General features: G+C 54.0%; 15 protein-coding genes. 5 read left to right on the forward strand and 10 right to left on the reverse strand.

The window, feature by feature from the left end; translation table 11 throughout:
• Nucleotides 1–203: 203 nt before the first annotated feature.
• From KTH_RS00775 to KTH_RS00785, 3 genes are read left to right on the forward strand one after another with little or no spacing between them, the layout of a single operon-like run.
• Complete coding sequence (locus tag KTH_RS00775; RefSeq protein WP_497615867.1) at nucleotides 204–710, forward strand: 2Fe-2S iron-sulfur cluster-binding protein; 507 nt, start codon at nucleotides 204–206, stop codon at nucleotides 708–710.
• A complete protein-coding gene (locus KTH_RS00780) occupies nucleotides 707–1,699 on the forward strand; it encodes an FAD binding domain-containing protein (protein WP_497615868.1) in 993 nt (330 codons plus the stop codon). The genes KTH_RS00775 and KTH_RS00780 overlap by 4 nt, the downstream gene beginning before the upstream one ends.
• The gene (locus tag KTH_RS00785; protein WP_497615870.1) at nucleotides 1,696–3,795 is read left to right on the forward strand and encodes a xanthine dehydrogenase family protein molybdopterin-binding subunit; all 2,100 of its coding nucleotides are present in this window, start codon (nucleotides 1,696–1,698) and stop codon (nucleotides 3,793–3,795) included. The genes KTH_RS00780 and KTH_RS00785 overlap by 4 nt, the downstream gene beginning before the upstream one ends.
• 300 nt (nucleotides 3,796–4,095) lie before the next feature.
• Here KTH_RS00785 and KTH_RS00790 read toward each other — a convergent pair whose 3' ends face one another.
• Entirely contained in the window at nucleotides 4,096–5,196 is a 1,101-nt protein-coding gene (locus KTH_RS00790) for an inositol-3-phosphate synthase (protein WP_497615872.1), read from the reverse strand.
• A 321-nt stretch (nucleotides 5,197–5,517) separates the two neighbouring features.
• Here KTH_RS00790 and KTH_RS00795 point away from each other — a divergent pair, with 321 nt between their 5' ends.
• Nucleotides 5,518–6,618: an alpha/beta hydrolase gene (locus KTH_RS00795; RefSeq protein WP_497615873.1), complete on the forward strand. Its 1,101-nt coding sequence runs from the start codon at nucleotides 5,518–5,520 to the stop codon at nucleotides 6,616–6,618.
• Between the two features lie 46 nt (nucleotides 6,619–6,664).
• On the opposite strand, the gene KTH_RS00800 is transcribed toward KTH_RS00795, so the two are convergent.
• The 3 genes from KTH_RS00800 to KTH_RS00810 form a co-directional block, all read right to left on the reverse strand.
• Entirely contained in the window at nucleotides 6,665–7,525 is an 861-nt protein-coding gene (locus KTH_RS00800; RefSeq protein ID WP_497615875.1) for a carbohydrate ABC transporter permease, read from the reverse strand.
• Nucleotides 7,522–8,460 carry a carbohydrate ABC transporter permease gene (locus KTH_RS00805; protein WP_497615877.1) on the reverse strand — a complete coding sequence of 313 codons (939 nt, stop codon included), beginning with the start codon at nucleotides 8,458–8,460 and terminating at the stop codon, nucleotides 7,522–7,524. The genes KTH_RS00800 and KTH_RS00805 overlap by 4 nt, the downstream gene beginning before the upstream one ends.
• A 76-nt stretch (nucleotides 8,461–8,536) precedes the next feature.
• Nucleotides 8,537–9,880, reverse strand: a complete 1,344-nt coding sequence (locus KTH_RS00810) for an extracellular solute-binding protein (RefSeq protein ID WP_497615879.1) — start codon at nucleotides 9,878–9,880, stop codon at nucleotides 8,537–8,539.
• A 387-nt stretch (nucleotides 9,881–10,267) separates the two neighbouring features.
• Here KTH_RS00810 and KTH_RS00815 point away from each other — a divergent pair, with 387 nt between their 5' ends.
• A complete protein-coding gene (locus KTH_RS00815; RefSeq protein WP_497615881.1) occupies nucleotides 10,268–11,290 on the forward strand; it encodes a LacI family DNA-binding transcriptional regulator in 1,023 nt (340 codons plus the stop codon).
• A gap of 32 nt (nucleotides 11,291–11,322) precedes the next feature.
• On the opposite strand, the gene KTH_RS00820 is transcribed toward KTH_RS00815, so the two are convergent.
• The 6 genes from KTH_RS00820 to KTH_RS00845 all read right to left on the reverse strand — a co-directional run bounded on the left by KTH_RS00820 (nucleotide 11,323) and on the right by KTH_RS00845 (nucleotide 17,946).
• Nucleotides 11,323–11,805 carry a hypothetical protein gene (locus KTH_RS00820; protein WP_497615883.1) on the reverse strand — a complete coding sequence of 161 codons (483 nt, stop codon included), beginning with the start codon at nucleotides 11,803–11,805 and terminating at the stop codon, nucleotides 11,323–11,325.
• A 216-nt stretch (nucleotides 11,806–12,021) separates the two neighbouring features.
• The gene (locus tag KTH_RS00825) at nucleotides 12,022–12,381 is read right to left on the reverse strand and encodes a hypothetical protein (RefSeq protein WP_497615884.1); all 360 of its coding nucleotides are present in this window, start codon (nucleotides 12,379–12,381) and stop codon (nucleotides 12,022–12,024) included.
• On the reverse strand, nucleotides 12,353–12,493 hold the full coding sequence (locus KTH_RS00830; RefSeq protein ID WP_497615886.1) for a hypothetical protein: 141 nt from the start codon (nucleotides 12,491–12,493) through the stop codon (nucleotides 12,353–12,355). Before KTH_RS00830 ends, KTH_RS00825 begins: the two co-directional genes overlap by 29 nt.
• A 240-nt stretch (nucleotides 12,494–12,733) precedes the next feature.
• On the reverse strand, nucleotides 12,734–14,497 hold the full coding sequence (locus KTH_RS00835; RefSeq protein WP_497615887.1) for an ABC transporter ATP-binding protein: 1,764 nt from the start codon (nucleotides 14,495–14,497) through the stop codon (nucleotides 12,734–12,736).
• On the reverse strand, nucleotides 14,494–16,242 hold the full coding sequence (locus tag KTH_RS00840; RefSeq protein WP_497615889.1) for an ABC transporter ATP-binding protein: 1,749 nt from the start codon (nucleotides 16,240–16,242) through the stop codon (nucleotides 14,494–14,496). Before KTH_RS00840 ends, KTH_RS00835 begins: the two co-directional genes overlap by 4 nt.
• Before the next feature lie 834 nt (nucleotides 16,243–17,076).
• Nucleotides 17,077–17,946 (reverse strand): TIGR03560 family F420-dependent LLM class oxidoreductase, encoded by an 870-nt coding sequence (locus tag KTH_RS00845; protein WP_246046274.1) that lies wholly within the window; start codon nucleotides 17,944–17,946, stop codon nucleotides 17,077–17,079.
• Nucleotides 17,947–18,149: the final 203 nt, after the last annotated feature.

Here is an 18,149-nt window from a genome sequence, read left to right on the forward strand (position 1 = left end):
TATTGCCATGAAACCCGTTCTTCCCTTCTATACCACCATCCATCCTATGCAGGACGCAGGCCTCCTTTGTGGCTCGCCTTGTTCCTGTTTGTACACTGGTAGTATGACCCATCGACATATATAAGAGGATATGGTCTCGTTCCCGTCCATAAGCCGCAGCAAGCGTTGCTTCAATGCGCTGCCGAAAGGAGATCTATACTGTTATGAATGTTGAGATCACGCTTCGAGTAAATGGCACAAGCCATCGGCTTACGCTTGATACACGTACGACGCTGCTGGATGCGTTACGCGAGCATCTCGGATTGACCGGTGCGAAAAAAGGATGCGACCACGGCCAATGTGGAGCCTGTACCGTTCTCCTCAACGGGCGGCGCGTCAACAGTTGTCTGATGCTTGCCGTCGCTCATCAAGACGTCGATATTGTAACCATTGAGGGTCTCGGTGATCAGGAGCATCTGCACCCGCTTCAGCAGGCATTTATCACACATGACGCTCTGCAATGCGGCTACTGCACTCCCGGCCAGATCTGCTCGGCTGCTGGAATGCTGCAAGAGGCTGAGAATGGATGGCCGAGTTTTGCCAGTCCCGACCTCAAGGCGCAGCAGATTGTCCTGGACGAGGATGAGATCAAAGAGCGCATGAGTGGAAACCTCTGCCGTTGTGCAGCCTACGCCAATATCGTTGAGGCAATCAAGGAGGTGCGTTCATGAATCCTTTCCGCTACGAACGCGCCAGCGACACATCTACGGCTATTGCCCTGCTGACACGCTTCCCGGAAGCCGCGCTCCTGGCCGGAGGAACAAACCTTGTTGATCATATGAAGCTTGGCGTTGCCCAACCGCACACTGTGATCGATATCACGCAGCTTCCCTATCAACAGATCGAACAGCTTCCAGATGGCAGCCTGCGCATTGGAGCGATGGTGCGCAATAGCGATCTTGCCGCTGATACCACCATACGTCAGCGTTACCCGGCGCTGGCTCAAGCCCTGCTCTCGGGTGCATCAGGACAACTGCGCAATCTTGCCACCACTGGCGGGAATCTGCTTCAGCGCACGCGTTGCGTCTATTTTCAGGACGTCTCAAAGCCTTGCAACAAACGCGTACCCGGAAGCGGCTGCCCCGCACGTCAGGGCTACCATCGCAACCTTGCCATTCTTGGCGTCTCAGAACACTGCATTGCCAGCCACCCATCTGATATGGCGGTCGCAATGATGGCGTTTGATGCCATCGTTCATATCGTGGGTCCACAGGGAGAACGAACCCTCCCGCTGCTGCTGCTCTATCGTCAACCCGGCAACGAGCCGGAGCGTGATACCGTGCTCAAACCAGGTGAGATGATTACGGCTGTTGATCTCCCATCACTTCCGATGGCCGCTCACTCGCGCTATCTGAAAGTGCGTGATCGGGCTTCCTACGCCTTCGCCCTGGTCTCGATAGCCGCCGCACTTGATGTGGAAGACAACACGATTCGCGATATACGCCTTGCGCTTGGCGGCGTTGGCTCTATGCCGTGGCGCGCGCTGAAAGCCGAAAATGTGCTCCGTGGCTCCCCTGCAACCGAGGAGATGTTCCTTCAAGCAGCCAACGCAGAGCTAGCCGATGCCTACCCGCTGCCTGGCAACGCGTTCAAAATCGACCTTGTACGCCGGGTCCTGCCACCATTCCTACTTGAGCTGACGGAGGAGAGCAAGCGATGAAGACACAACTCGTGACACGCGTCGTCGGCACCTCCCTGGATCGCGTTGATGCCGCAGCAAAGGTCACCGGAACGGCCCGTTACGCCAGCGAATACCCGGTTGAAAACGTCACATACCTCTACCCGGTCCTGAGTACCATCGCGAAAGGGCGCGTCACCGGCATCGACGCAGAGACAGCGAAGCAGATACCCGGGGTGCTCAGCGTGCTGTGGCATCAGAACACGCCACGTATTGAGCCGCTTGCCAACGGAGATCTTGAGGTGCTGCAACATGATCAAGTCCATTACCGGGGGCAGATCGTCGCCGCAGTGGTTGCCGACTCGCCCGAGATCGCTCGCCATGCAGCCGAACAGGTCGTTGTCTTCTACGAAGAGCAGCCCCATACGGTTGAGCTTCGAGGTGATAGCAATACACTCTATACGCCCTCCGAGGACGCTGTGGGCGCACCGGCTGACTCGCTTAAAGGCGATGTAGAGAACGCGCTTGCCCACGCCGAGTTCTCGCTTGACGCGGTCTATACCACGCCCACCGAACATAATAATCCAATGGAGCCCCATGCCACAATAGCGCACTGGGAAGGCGATACCCTGATGCTCTATGACTCGACACAGGGTGCTCACACCTCACAACAAATGATCACCAGGGCGTTCAATATTCCTCCCGAAAATGTGCATATTGTCTCGCAATACATCGGCGGCGGCTTCGGCTCAAAGGGGACACCCCATCCAAACGTGATCCTTGCCGCGCTGGCTGCCCGAGCCACAAAGCGCCCGGTCAAATTCGCGATCACTCGCCAGCAGATCTTCTCGCTTGGAGGCTATCGCGCCCCGACGATCCAGCACATTCGTCTGGGAGCCAGAGGCGATGGCCGGCTGACAGCAATCTCCCACGACGTCATTACCTCAACAGCAACAATCAATGAATACGTTGAACGGGCCTCCCTGGCGACACGGATACTCTACGCTGCCGAGAATCGACGCACCACCCATCGCGTTGAACGGCTCGATCTGCCTGCGAACTCCTGGATGCGCGCTCCGGGCTGGTGTCCGGGCGTGTATGCACTTGAGACAGGGATAGACGAACTGGCGATCAAGTGCGACATCGACCCGATCGACTTCCGGCTGCGTAATATCCCGTCGGTTGACCCTGAGAGCGGGCTTCCCTTCAGCAGTCATGGTCTGGCGGCCTGTCTGGAAAAGGGGGAGCAGCTCTTTCACTGGCAACAGCGCGACCCGAATCCCGGCATCTGCATCGAGGGCCGCTGGCGCATCGGGAGCGGCGTCGCAGCCTCAACCTACCCGGTTGAGATATTCCCCTCGACAGCTCGCATCGAAGCCAGACCCCCGAATCGCTATACTGTCTTCATCGATGCAACCGATATCGGCACCGGGGCCCGCACCGTCCTGACGCAGATCGCCGCCGACGCGTTGGCTGTCCCGATTGAGCAGATTCACCTTGAGATCGGTGATAGCACGCTACCACAGGCAAGCGTGGCAGGCGGCTCAAGCGGTTCTATGTCATGGGGATCGGCCATTTTCGACGCTGCAACCAGACTGCGTACGGTTCTGCAAAAGAAGCACGGCGGGATTATTCCACCCGAAGGAGTGGCCGTCACCGGTTCGATCAACTCGAATCCGCTTACCAAACGCTATGCGATGCATGCCTTCGGCGCAATCTTTGCCAAAGTTCGCGTCCATATGGACACCTGCGAAATACGCGTCCCGAGGCTTCTGGGCGTCTTTGCAGCAGGGCGTATTCTGAACCCGAAGACTGCTCGCTCGCAATTCATCGGTGGCATGACAATGGGACTCTCAATGGCGCTGCACGAGGAGAGCATCCTTGATCCTGCCTTCGGTGATTACGTCAACCACGACCTTGCCGAATACCATATCGCAACCTGTGCAGATGTGGGGAATATCGAGGCAACCTGGATTGACGAGCAGGACATGTACGTTAACCCACTTGGGGCAAAAGGAATCGGTGAAATCGGGATTGTGGGGACAGCCGCAGCCATTACCAACGCTATCTTTCATGCGACAGGTATTCGTGTCCGCGAGCTACCTATCACGCTTGATAAGTTGCTTCAGGTTTCCTGAGCCCGCCTCTCAAAGCGGCAGGCGTTGCTGATCGTCCTTCGATCAAAGGCGCCTGCTTGCTTTTCAGGCATGGGACTGATGAAAAATGAAGGAGTTTCTCGGGGTACAAAGACTATTTCCTTTCAGTTTTTATTCAATTGCTCCATTTCTATTGCACTTTCCCTCCGACTATGGTACATCTTCAAGAGAGAGATGTTGCGTCTGTCCCCCCCTGAACTGGCGCAATGCGAACCTGACAGAAAGTCTCTCGGACTCACAGGCGGGGAGCAGAAAATCTGCTCCTCGTCTTTTTTCAGCGCCTCATTGCTTCTGAAGCCGTGCAACCGCATCCTGAATAAAGGTCTCGGTCAGCTCGTGAGCAACAGTATCGGGATGTTGCACCGGTGGCGATTTCATCAGGTAGGCACTTGGCCCCTCCAATGTCCCGCTGATTCCGCAATCACGCGCCAGCTTGACAAGCCGCACGGCATCAATCACCACGCCTGCCGAGTTCGGCGAGTCCCAGACTTCCAGCTTCAACTCAACGTTGAGCGGCACATCCCCGAACGTGCGCCCTTCCAGCCGGATATAAGACCACTTGCGATCAGCCAACCAGGCAACATAATCCGACGGCCCGATGTGTACATTCTCCTCTCCAAGCTCATAATCGAGCTGGCTCGTCACCGCATTCGTTTTGCTGATCTTCTTCGATTCCAGCCGCTCGCGTTCCAGCATATTGTAAAAATCCATATTTCCGCCGACATTGAGCTGCATTGTTCGCTCAAGTTTGACGCCACGCTCCAGGAAGAGACGAGCAAGCACGCGATGAAGAATCGTTGCCCCCACCTGACTCTTAATATCATCACCAATCATTGGCAGCCCCGCTTCGGTGAAGAGCTTCTGCCAGTATGCTTCCCGCGCAATAAAGACGGGAATACAGTTCACAAATCCGACACCAGCCTGCAAAATCCGCTCAACATACCATCTCGTCGCCGCCTCCGAGCCGACCGGCAGATAGTTGACCACTACATCGGTGCCCGTATCCTTGAGAATCTGCACGACATCGCTTGCCTCACCCGAGGCGCTGGTCACCACCTGTGAGAGATAGGTACCCAGACTATCGTTTGTCATCCCACGATAGACCTTCGCCTGAAGGTGCGGCACAGTGGCAAAGCGATAGGTATTATTCGGGGCCTCATAAATAGCCTCGCTCAGATCTTTCCCTACCTTCCGCTGATCGATGTCAAAAGCCGCTGAAAACTCGATATCCCGCACATGGTAACCGCCAAGCTCAACATGCATGAGCCCGGGAATAAAGGCGTCAGGCAAGGCGTCACGATAATAATGTACTCCCTGGACAAGCGAGCTGGCGCAATTTCCTACGCCGATAATAGCGACACGTACCTTTTTTGGACCATTCATAAAACAAATATCCCTTTCTATCCATTTTCGTTTCTCCAGCAATCGCACCTCGTCTGATCCATCAAAAGAAGAACCGGGCAAGCGTCCGATGAAAGGGTCAATCTATTCATAGAATACAGTGAACCTGTATTGATAGATATGATATATGCAAATAAATTGCACATACTACAGAGAAAATCTATCCACGCTTCTGCAAAATGTTCTTCCTGAGCTCTTTTTGTATACCTCTTTTCCTATACAGTGAGGAAAGGGAGCGTTTCTGTGATAGAAGTAGAGTGTGGGCAATGTTTCCCGCCAAATCACAAAACAGAGAGGACAAACATGTTCATCATACTTGCGCTCCTGGTCCTTTTTCTTCTACTTTTACTTGAACTCTGCTGGTATTTCGCGCATCAAGTTCTCAGGCGCAAAAGCGACACGAAGGAGAGATTCGTTCGTATTCTTGAATTAGAGGAGGGGAAAGAGATCACATTACAGAACACCCGGGAGACCAGAAGGCCGGGCATCTTCGGACTGGAAGGAAGTGAGGGACAGGCGATTGTTGGCCCGGTCTTCGCATCTGATGCCCAGAGCGTCACGCGCCAGCTCATCCATGTGGAAGGGAAGATCTCCCCCCGGACAGCAGGCATCTGGAATACCACTATTTATGGCGGTAAGATGCAGGCACAACTGAATCTCCCTATTGAGGAGGTGGCTGTACCAACACCACTCGGTGATATGCCTGCATGGTTTGTGCCGGGAGGTTCGTGTTGGGCGATTCTGGTACACGGCGCAACGGCCAATCGCGAGCAGGGTTTACGCGTCCTGCCGACGCTTGCGGAATGTGGGCTCTCGACCCTCACCATCACCTTTCGCAACGATGCAGAAGCACCGGCAAGCCCCGACGGCCTGAGCCATCTGGGAGCCAGCGAATGGGAGGACCTGGAAGCAGGCGTTCGCTACGCGCTGGATCATGGTGCAGAGCAGCTTATCCTCTATGGCTGGTCGATGGGAGGCACGATTGTGGAACTCTTTTTGCGTCAGTCTGCACTCGCTTCGCAGGTTCGAGCGGTTGTGCTCGATTCACCTATCCTGAACTGGCGGGCCAGCCTGGAAAGCATCGCGAAAAAGAATGGCCTGCCAGCCTTCTTTGTTCGCCTTGTCGAGCCAATCATCTTACTGCGTACCGGCGTTCGCCTCTCCACCCTCGACCTGACAACGCGCAGCCAGGGAAACAGTGCGATCCTTTTGTTTCATGGCACCGAGGATACCATCGCCCCTATTGCTCTCAGCGACCGCTTTGCCAGCACGCACGCTGACATCATTACCTATCATCGCGTCCCGAATGCCGAACATACCCAGTGCTGGAACGCCAACGGGGAAAAATACGAGGCCATCCTGCATGCATTTCTGCACAACATCCTGAAGAAAGACGCTCACTAAACCGGCTCAGAGAGGGAAAGCGTACAGCGTTCCCTCTCTCATTATTCTATCCTTTGATACCGGTTCCAGCGATACCCTGCACGATTTGCCTCTGAAAGAAGAGGAAAACGATCAGCGCGGGCAGCGCTCCCAGAACCGCCGAGGCCATCACCTGAGCATAGTGGATACCATAGGCTGTCTGCACAGTCGCCAGCCCAACCGGCACCGTCATCATATCGACGCCCGTGACTACGATATACGGCCAGAGGAAGTTATTCCAGGCAGAAACAAAGGTGAAGATGGCAACAGCGGCGACGGCGGAACGCGAGAGCGGCAGCCAGACTTGCCAGTACAGCCGCCAGCGCCCGGCACCATCGATAACCGCCGCCTCTTCCAGCTCATGCGGCAATGAGTCAAAGAATTGCTTGAAGATAAACACCGCGATCGGCGAGGCAATCTGCACCACGATCACGCCTGCATAGGTGTTCACCAATCCAAAAAGCTGCATTAATGAGAACAGCGGCACAATCAGAATCTGGCCAGGGACCATCAAGCCCGCCAGAATGACCCAGAAGACAAACTTACTGCCACGAAACGGGATACGCGACAGGGCATATGCGGCCAGGCTGGCAAAGAACACCGCCAGCACCGTAATCAGAATCGAGGTCAGGAAGCTATTGAAATACCAGCGCAGCAGGTTCCCGGCATTCAACACATTTTCATAGGCCGCTCCGGTAAAATGCGTGGGAATCCAGGAGACAGGAATAACGGTTGTCTCTCCTTCGGGTTTGAAAGACGTATCAACTGCCCACAACAATGGGATTGCCCACAGAACCATCAAGAAGAGCAGCAGGAGAAAGGCGACCACCTGTGAGATATGCGGGCGGCGGAATCTCCTCTCAGGCGCACTGACAACAACACTGCTCATGCTTCGCCTCCCTTCTTACGATAGAACAGGAAAAACTGGATACCAGAGATAAGCATAATCAGAATGAAGAACAGGTAGGACATTGCCGAAGCCAGACCAATGCGGAACGAGGAGAAACCCGTCTCATAAACATACTGCATTAGCGGACGCGTCACATAGTTCGGACCACCGCCGGTCAACAGGAAGATCTGCGCGAACACCTGAAGCGAAGAGATCACCTGCAAAATCATGACGAGCAGCGTCGTATTCTTCAGCAAAGGAAGCGTAATATGCAGCAATTTGTTCCAGGAGTTGGCTCCATCAATTGAGGCCGACTCATACACTTCCTGCGGGATCTGCTGTAATCCAGCCAGATACAGCACAAAGTTAAAGCCAACCGTCCACCAGATCGTTACGATAACCGTGGACAACATTGCCACGTTTGGATCACTCAACCACCCGACCTCTTTGAGGCCAATCGCGGTCAACATGCCGTTAATCAGACCAAAACCAGGCTGATAAAGCCAGTTCCAGACCAGCACCACAGCCGAAACCGGCAGAATGTAAGGAGCAAAAACAACCGTGCGGAACAGCCAGCGTCCCGGGATCTTCATATTTGCCAGTAATGCCAGCACCAGTCCGAACACCATTAACAGCGGCGTACTGATGACCGTAAAGAGCACCGTATTCCCCAGTGAGCCCCAGAAACTCGGGTCTGTCAGCGCTTCCTGATAGTTCTGGAGCCCCAGGAATTGATCTTTCCCCGTCCCGGCCAGACTCCAGTTAAAGAAGCTCATCCCAAATCCCAGAATGATCGGGAGAAATACAAAGAGAGCGTATGCAATCAAAAAAGGGGCAACAAATGCATAGCCTATTACGTCATTCTTCCAGCGAGCAGAACGCTTACCCGGTTTCTCAGCCGCCTGCACCTGCTCTGAAATCAGCATATTTGCCATATTCTCTCCTTTCACCGTTACCCCTCATCAGGGAAACAGTTTGGCGATGACGCACATGTCAGCGTGCTTGCAGGGGTTAAAAAGGCCTGGGAACACGCAGCAGCTTTTCCATCGAGCGACGGAACTGCTGTACTCCCTGCTTTGGCGTGAGCTGCTTCGCCATTGCAGCCGCGAACGCCGCTCCTGCCTGATTTTCCATATCAGAGGCCGCGCCACTGAACCAGGCAGGCGGATCAAGCACCAGGTTGGCCGCTGCATCGGCATAGTGTGCCTGCGGTACCAGGTTTTTATACTCAGCGCTATTGGCCACACCGAGATAGGCGGGAATATGGCCGCCCTGCGCCCAGATCAGACTATTTTTCAACATGGTACTGATAAAGAGGAGCGAGGCCGCCCGACGTTGCGGATCTGGAGCCATCTGATGAGGAAGGACAAACGCGTGAGAATCGGCCCAGGTGTGATAATTGCCAAAAATATTCGGGAAAAGGGTCGCATCAAACGGAATCTTCTGATTCTGGAAGGTAGTCACTTCCCATTCCCCATTCCAGAGCAGGCCAGCCTTCTGATTACTAAAATAGGCCACTGCCGCCGCTGCATCGATACTCGGGTAGGCACCCTCGGCCACGACTTCGGTGAGAAATTCTACCACCTGTTCAGCCTTTGCATTGTCAAGAATCAATTCTGTGCCATCGGGAGAAAATATCTGGCCGCCAAGCTGGCTATAGAGCGCGACAAAGAGCCTCCAGGGATTCACTCCTACTGCCTCCATCACCAGGCCATATTTTCCGGTCACTTTTTTCACGGCCCGGATTGCATCCATCATTTGCTCAGGCCCTTGCAACTGCTTCAAGCGCCCATTCCCATCAAGTAGCCCGGCCTTGCCGCAGATATCGGTGTTATAAAACATAACCAGGGGATGCGTGTCGAGCGGAATTGCATAGAGTTTCTGGTTGCGGTGCGCGTTCGCCCAGACGGGCGGCAGAAATGAATCATTGGTAATCCCATACTTTGCCAGTTCGGCGGGATCAAATGGATCAATCAGGCCTCCAGCGGCAAACGTTGCCAGACGCGACATATGAATAATACCAACGTCAGGAGCGCGTCCGCCCGCTGCCGCCATTGCCAGCTTGGTATAATACGGGCCTCCCCATTGCAGGGTCACAGCTTCAAGCTGTACTTCCGGATGCTGCTGCTTGAATACATTCTGCATCTGGACCATACGCTCTCCATCTCCTCCACCAAACAGGTTCCAGAACGTGATTGCAGCCGTACCTCCTCCCGAAAGGCCACACGAACTGAGCAGCGGCACCAGAAGACCACTCCCAAGCCCAAGCGCTGCGGTCTGACCCAAAAAACGACGACGCGTGAACAGGCGACGTTCATCACGCTTCATGTGGACATACTGCTGTCCTGAATTCATACTGACCCTCCCTCATCTCGTAATAGATCCGCCCATAGAATCGCTATTACTGATGAACTTGAAGCCTCCTCACAAAAAACGAGGAGAAGCCAGGAAAAGGAGCCGGGAAACATGCACGAAAAGCGAAGCAGAGGGGGCACCTTTGTGATCTCGCCTCCATGCAGCATCTCGACATTGAGTATTTTTACAACGTTGTAAAAAGAATTCCAACGTTGTAAGCGATTGTAGCATAACCATTTTCTCTTTGTCAATTCACAAAGGCGCAAATTCTCCATGAAGCAGCCCGAGATAGTCGAAAGCTGCATCCATGCAAGATTGACAAAGCTCTTCTCACGATGTTATAGTTTCCGTTGCAAACCTGGGAAGAAAAATAGAGGGATAAAAAGCGTGCCTACTACATTGAAAGACGTTGCTTTACGTGCAGGAGTCTCTATTAAAACCGTCTCAAACGTTATTCATGGCAACATTCATGTAAAAGAGGAAAAGCGGCAGCGAGTCTTACAGGCACTGAAAGAACTGAACTATCAGCCAAACCTTCCGGCACGTTATCTACGCAAAGGACGTGTAGGGATTCTCTCACTGGTCATTCCCGAGTTACGCAACCCCTACTTTGCAGAAATCGCTGAAGCGGTTATTGACGCCGCCGCCGAGCAATCATATCGTGTCATGCTTGATTTTACCAGCGGCACCTATGAGCATGAGCGTCAGGCCATCGAAAAGCTGCATTCAAACCTGATAGATGGTATTATTCTCAACTCGCTGATGTTGAAAGCCGAGGATCTGCATATCCAGGGCAACGAGAAACTCCCTATCGTCCTGCTCGGTGAACACTCGCTCGATATGGAATATGACCATGTCACCTTTGATAACGTGGCAGCAGCCTATGCAGCAACCACCCATCTGCTCCAACTCGGGAGACGGCAGATTGCTGTCATCGGCTTCTCGCGACAGATGCAACGTGAGACAACTCTATTACGCTTTCGAGGCTACGCCCAGGCGCTTGCTGATGCTGGACTCTCCCTGCAAGAATCGCTACTTGTGTATACGCCCACAGCCTACGATCGAGAGAGTGGGGCGCAGGCTGTACACACGCTGCTTGAGCGCCAACAGCCTTTTGACGCCCTCTTCTGTTTTAACGATCTGATGGCCTTTGGTGCAATGCGAGCGCTCTATGAGCGGGGTCTTCATGTTCCAGAAGATATTGCGGTCGTTGGCTTCGATAATCTGGAAGAGGCTCGCTTCTCTGTTCCGTCGCTCACCACAGTAGCACCCGATAAACGCCAGATAGGAACCACCGCCGTGACGCGGCTGCTTCAGTGCATTAATGGCCCGGAGACACACGTTCCTGGAACGGTCACGGTCCCCTTCCGCCTGACTATGCGCGAGAGTACCGGATTCACCCCTCAATGAACTGCTGCAATACTCGTACGCGTGCGACGCGACTACGCCTGCACGCCGAGTATCTCTCTCAGTTGCGCTAAAACGGTGGCCTCTTGCTCATCGATCCGCTTTGCACCAATGCCCAGAAAGCCGCCGCCCTTTGAGACACCTGCAATCCGTTCCGCGCTCTGATACAGCCACTGCTTGTATGCCTCGACCTCTTCAGGTGTGGCCTTGCTTTCGAGAAGCGTTAACGCAGCCCGACACCGCTCAAACGTAAGCAGGATAAGCTGTTCCTTCTCACTGATCGTCTCTTTACGGGTCTCTTTCACCTGCACCTCACCCCCTGTGAAGAGCTCCTGAATAAGCGGGACAGCAGCAAACTTCTGTGCGGTTTCCCGCACTTTGGAATACAACGAGAGCGCCTCTCTGGTCTTCCCGATGGCCCCACTTTTCGAGACAGCAACCAGTGTCGCACCGATCATATACGGCAAAGACGCCAGTATATTCCATTCTTCCGTGGTATAGTCTGCCTTTGTTGACATAGAGCCTTTCCCTTTCGCTCGTTTCCCTTCCTCTTACAGGTTAGAAAGAAGCACTATTTCTTGCATAGCCTCTTCCAATCACTCAAAAAAGTATGAGGATCTTCTCCCTATTTTAACACATTAAACTCATCTTTATCAATACTTTTCCTCTCATACCAGCATTTCCTATATCACTCTATGGAACCAGTGATTACATGTTCTTCTTCTCTCCCCTTCTTACACCAGCCCAGGCTGTTGAGCAAGGAGAATCAAATGAGCTCTATCGCGGGCACCAAGTTTGGAAAACTGGCGCAATTGTTCCTGCACCTCCTGCAACCGAACGGCCAGAAAATAATGCGCTCGCTGCACTCCACCACTCCAGATCAAGAGCGATGCAAGCAGTAGTGTTTCACTCATATTCGCCAGATCCGACCACTGGAATGCAGCCTGCATATGAGCGCCACCATTCCCGAGCAGCAGCGCTACCAGCCCGATCAGCGCAAATGGTGCAGCCCAACGAGCCGGAAAGCGATAGAACAGGAGACTGCACAGGGCATAGAAGCCATAATCACCCCGGCTCCACCACCTTGAGCACAATACGACAGAGCAGGCAGGCACCATACATCAAGAAGACCGCGGGAAAGCGCGTCATAGACCACGAGATGACCTGCAGACCAATACCAAGCAAAAAGAAAAACTCCACTCGCACCAGCGCCCACCACAGTGCCGACCACGTAGTACAGCCTCACATCGCTCTGCGCAATAATACCCTGCTTACACGCCATTGTTCTGGCACCACTCAGTCAGGGAACACGGAGTGCCAACGGGAAAGCCTGCTGGTGAGGTTCCACACCTCTAAAACTACAGAGGTTGCACCCGCTCATAGCTCTTTCCGGGCCACAAGGAGAGAGCAAGGGAAACAAGGGTATGCTCCCCTGCTCATCTCAGCCTATTCCTCGACAAGCTTGTTTTGCCACAAAGCCTGCATCTCATCAGAGCATTTCAGCAAAGAGTCGAGTGTTCCCTGCGCTGCAAGCCTGCCGTCCTTCAACACAATGATGTGATCGGCCTGCCGCAACACTGCCCGCCGATGTGAGACGACAAGATAGGTCCGCTCCCGGCTGGCAAAGAGCCGCTGCCAGAGCTTGCTTTCCGTCTCCACATCCAGCGCACTGGAAAGATCGTCCAGCACGAGCAATTCCGCCGGGCGAGCAAACATCCGGGCAGTAGCGGTACGTTGCGCCTGCCCGCCCGAAAGCTTCATACCGCGAGTACCTATCTCTGTCCGGACACCTTCAGGAAAGCCCATCACATCTTGATCCAGAACGGCCTGATAGAGCGCACGCTGAATACTGGCCTGATCCTCGGACCGACCGAGCAGAATATTCGCCTGCAACGTATCGCTGAAGAGGTGAGCAATCTGCGGCGTGTAGGCGGATCGCGGCGGCACAAAAAAGGTCGCAGCATCGGTGACAGGTGTCTCATTCCACCAGATCTCACCCCGTTCCTTCGGCAACAGGCCTAACAGCGTGCGTACCAGCGTTGTCTTACCCGAGCCGACGCGTCCCACCACTGCCGTCAGCGTTCCTCGTCGAAGTTCGAGAGAAACGCCCTCAATCCCACCACCACCTGGATAATGGTATGTCAGGTCGGTAGCCCTGAGACGCTCTAATGGCTCTGGTAGCGCTTCTATAGCCTCTTCACCTGAAGAGACACTTTGCAGCTCCAGGGAATGCCGTTCAACCAGTTGGTACGCCTTCTCTTTTCCCTGCATCAGCGAGAGCAGCCGCCCAAAGGAAACCCGGGCCCTGGCATAGCTCCCCAGAATCGCCCCCACACCGGCAATAGTCCCCGACAGCGATTCGATATAGTAGATAAACAGGGCAATATCACCAATGCTCAGACGTGCCGAATGCGCCTGAAGAGCCGCAAGAAACAAGATAAGGCCAGTTCCAAGCCCCACCGTGTTACCGGACAAAGCATTGAGCATCTCTGTTTGCAGGCGCTCACGCAACATCTGCGCTAACCGATGCTGGCTTAATTGGCGGAAGTACGCCATAACTCGATGCTCGGCCCCGGCAACCTGGATCGCCTGCGCTGCACCCAAAATCTCCCCGATCATGCCTGTCACCTGCCCGGTCGCGTCTCTGCTCGCCTCGCGGTACTTCTCTACCCGCTTCATCCACATCTGTGTGATCACAACCACAAGCGTCAGGGGCACAAGTGACAACAGTGTCAGCAAAGGATCAATACGCAAGAGAATGACGATAGAGACAATCGCAAAAAGCCAATCGCCAAGCAAGCTGATACCCGGCGTGTCGGCGATGATCTCTGTATCATCACGTAACGTATTGAGTGCTTCACCCGAGGAGACCGTGAGCGCTCTGGCTCCAGGCAGCCGGAACATATGCGCGATCACGTTGCGGCACAGCAACCCGCGCACTGGATAATGGACCTTCAAGGTGTTGTCAAAGCCGACAAACTGCACAATCATCTGTACCAGAATAAGCGCGAAGAGAGCCAGCAGCAACAGCAGCAGAGCGGAATCAACGTGAGGCCTCTGTGAGACCGTATCGAAAAGGCGCTGAAGCAAGAGGCCAAAGGCCACCGTTGCCCCCCGACTGAGCAAGGAGCCAATCAGTGCCCGCATCTCGTAGAAAAAGCGATAGCGAATCAGTGCCCCGCGTAGTCTATATACTTTATAACCCTTCATGCAACTATTGCTCCATCAGCAGTCCGTAACAGGTGCGAGAAACGAGAATTCGGGTCGTTTGCCAGATCCTCACGTCGTCCCGCCTCCACAACTGTTCCATGCTCAAGCACGAGAATATCGTCAACATGCTGAAGTGTCTCTAACCGATGCGCGATGATGATGCCGCTCCGCCCGGTAAAGAGTCTCTCCATGCCTCGCTCTAACAGCTTCTCCGTGAGCGGGTCCAGTCGGGACGAGGCCTCATCAAGTACAACAAGATCAGGGTTGGTAAGAAAGACGCGGGCAAACGCCAGCAGTTGCGCTTCGCCAGCCGAAAGGCCCTCTCCTCCTGCACCTAGCATGGTATCCAGCCCCTGCGGGAGCGCCTGATACCACGGCAACAGGCCGATCTCTTCCAGCACCTGCAAAACACGCTCATCCGAAACCTCTCGATCGAAGAAGGTCAGATTATCGCGCACCGTCGCCCTAAAAAGATCGACATCCTGCGTTATCAGCCCGATACGCCGCCGCAGGTCCTGTAACTTCATCTCGGTATGCGCAACCCCGTTTAGCCGAATGACACCAGAATGAGGGTCATACATACGAAACAGCAGGCGTGTCATGGTTGTTTTGCCCCCTCCACTCTGCCCGACAATGCCCAGAAGCCGCCCCGCAGGCAGGTGAAACGAGATATGCTGAAGCACCGGTTCAGCATCGTCATAGCCAAAAGAGACATCCTCAAACGTCACCGCAAGCGGCCCCGCTGCTGGCTGCATCCCTTTCCCATCTTTCATCGAAGAGCGCGTGCCCAGAAGCGCCTCAATCCGCCGAATACAGGATGTAGACTGATTGAGATCCTGTAACTGCCACTGAATCTTGTCCAACGGCTGCATCAGCAGGGAGCTATACACGAAGATCAGGTAGACCGTGCCCGCAGAGGCTAACCCGATACTCCAGAGGTATGCGCCCAGAACCAGCCCGAGGACGCGTCCCAGAGCAAAGAGCGCCTGAGAGATAATCCAGGGGGTCGCTCCCGACCAACCCGCATGACAGGTTGTGGTATACCAGCGCGAGAAGCGCTGAAAGAAGTGCCGCCAGACATAGCCCATTCCGCCGTTCGCGCGCACATCCTCCGTTGCCGAGAGACATTCACCCAGGAAACCAAAGAAGTTCGAACTGGCTTCACGCGCCACAACCCAACGCTCTACCGAAGGGCGGCGCATCCAGGTGAGCACCCCTACAACAATCAGACAGTAAAGCCCCATGCAGACGCCTAAGCGCCAGTCAATCCAGCTCAGCACAACCAGCATCCCCACCAGGAGAACAAGATGAAAAAGCATATGCACGATAAGCTCTGAGAAGAAGTTCGAGAGGTCATTGACGTCCCCGTCAATACGCTCGATCAACTCACCATGAGTATGGCTCTTGTGGAAGGCTCGATCAAGGCTCAACACATGGGTGAGGAGGTCAGCACGCAAGTCATTGGTCGCTTTCCAGGCCACTTGCTCGCACAGATATGCGGAGGCAACCGAGGCCCCCTGATTCAGAAATGAGACGAGCAAATACAAAAGCGCCAACCAGAGCAGCGATTGCGACAGTCCCTGCTCGCGTGTTGTATCGATAAAGATCCCGAGCACTTTCGGGTTAGCCAATTGTAAACCAATGCTGACAAGCAGTAGTACCGACATAAGTATTACGCTTCCCAGTTGCGGCCTGAGATAGCGCGCCAGCAAGGCAAAGTAGCGGGTAAACGGTTGCTTGCTCACTCTCACCATCCTTTCCGGTACCAGATCCGGAAGGGAGAGAAGCAAAGAGGCTCACAAGGCATCTTTCTTTCTCCTTGTCTGTGTAGCTGTTTTCCAATACCCAGGCGACAAACCAAACGCATAAACCACACCATACCGGGGGGCATGCATAGGCAACAGAGACAAAGAGAAAGTTGTTGCTGAGTCTGCGAAGAGAGAAAAAGTGGAGAGGAAAGAGCGTCTCACACTCATGTCTCACCAACACTATACATGCACTCGAAGCAAGAAATGGTTTTCTCCTGCTGGCGCCATTCCAAACAAAAGGGAAACAGCCAGCGCTTGAGAGAAAAATGATGCTTGCTTCTCACCAGAATGGTGGTCAGAGCATGTATTAGTACTGGTCAGGCATACGTGCTTTTCGACTCCTTGAAGATTTATCTATCGGGACAAGCATAAAGCATGTTTGCTCTTTTGTCAAGTGTTTCTCGTGTGCAGCACCTTGAAAGCAGAGTCACACGGACACCTCACAGGAAGCAGGCAGCGAACAGTGTAGCCACAGGGCAATAGAAGCCGCATTTCGAGAAAGCGAGAGGGCCAGCCTTATGTGCTTGCGCCCATAAAATAGTTACCCCTCTCAGGGAATATAGTATACATGAAATTACCTCAACATGATGTATTGCTATCCAGAAAAGGATAAAATCCTGAGAGAGGGAAAGCTTTTCAAGCAGACCTGCTTGTCATGTGCCATCGGGGTAAAACATGGGCAAATGAGGAGAAGAAGGACACACCCGCTTTTATCGTCGTTCAGAATGCATGTCACGATGCAAGCGGGTGACATCCAGGCGAAAGTAGAGGTCACATGCTTTCGTTCGCGAATTCGGCTTGCAGAGGCGCTATCACTTCCCTGACAAGTAGTTGGATACAGTCGCGCTGAAGAGGTGGGCGCAGCTCAAGAACCAGATGCGTCGCTCCAATGGCAATGTACTCACGCAGCTCATCGCGCGTCTCAGCCGGGTTCTCCTGATTCAGCACCAGTTGCACCGAGCGTTCCACTGTACGCGGATCACGCCCGATCGCTATACAGTGCTCATCAAGTACCTGGCTCCGATGGCGGTAGAGCTCTACAGAATCCCCGGGAGAGTTCCAGATGTCCGCCTGCTCAGCCACAACACGCAACATCAGTTTCTCTCCACGGCCACCAAGCAATAGCGGCGGCGCAGGCTGCTGAAGCGGCTTCGGCTCACAACGCGCCTGGTGCAACTGGTAATATTTCCCCTCGAAATCCACAACCGGCTCTTTCCAGAGACGCCGTATCATCACACAGGCTTCTTGCAGACGACGAATCCGTTCACCGGGAGGATAGAGCGGGATACCATACGCATGATGCTCTCGTTCATACCAGCCCGCTCCTAACCCCACATCAAGCCGCCCACCAGAAATAATATCAACAGTAGCCGCCATATTCGCCAATACCGCGGGATGGCGGTATGTGTTCCCCGTTACCAGTAAACCCAGACGCAAGCGCCTTGTTTGCGCTGCCAGGGCTGCAAGGAGCGTCCAGCCCTCAAGACAGGGTCCCTCGGGATGAGCACCAAGCGGCATAAAATGATCAAAAATCCATGCATGCTCTATCGCAGGCGCTGCATCCGCCTGCTGCCAGAGTGCCAGAATCTCAGGATAGGAAAGATGTTGTTGAGCCGTCTTTATACCAAAACGAAGCGACATATATACTTCCATTCTCCTCTTCATCGTACTATCCCTACAATATCAGGAGGCACATAGAGTCAACAACGCCCGCATGGCCAGATCTCCACCCTGTTCTTTTGGACAGCACGAGGCAAGCAGCGTTTCTCTTTGTGTAAAGCCGTCCAACGACCATACGCATTGCTCAGTGATTACTGACAGACAAAACGACAAGGCCAGGAGCC

The organism is Thermosporothrix sp. COM3 (assembly GCF_059696735.1).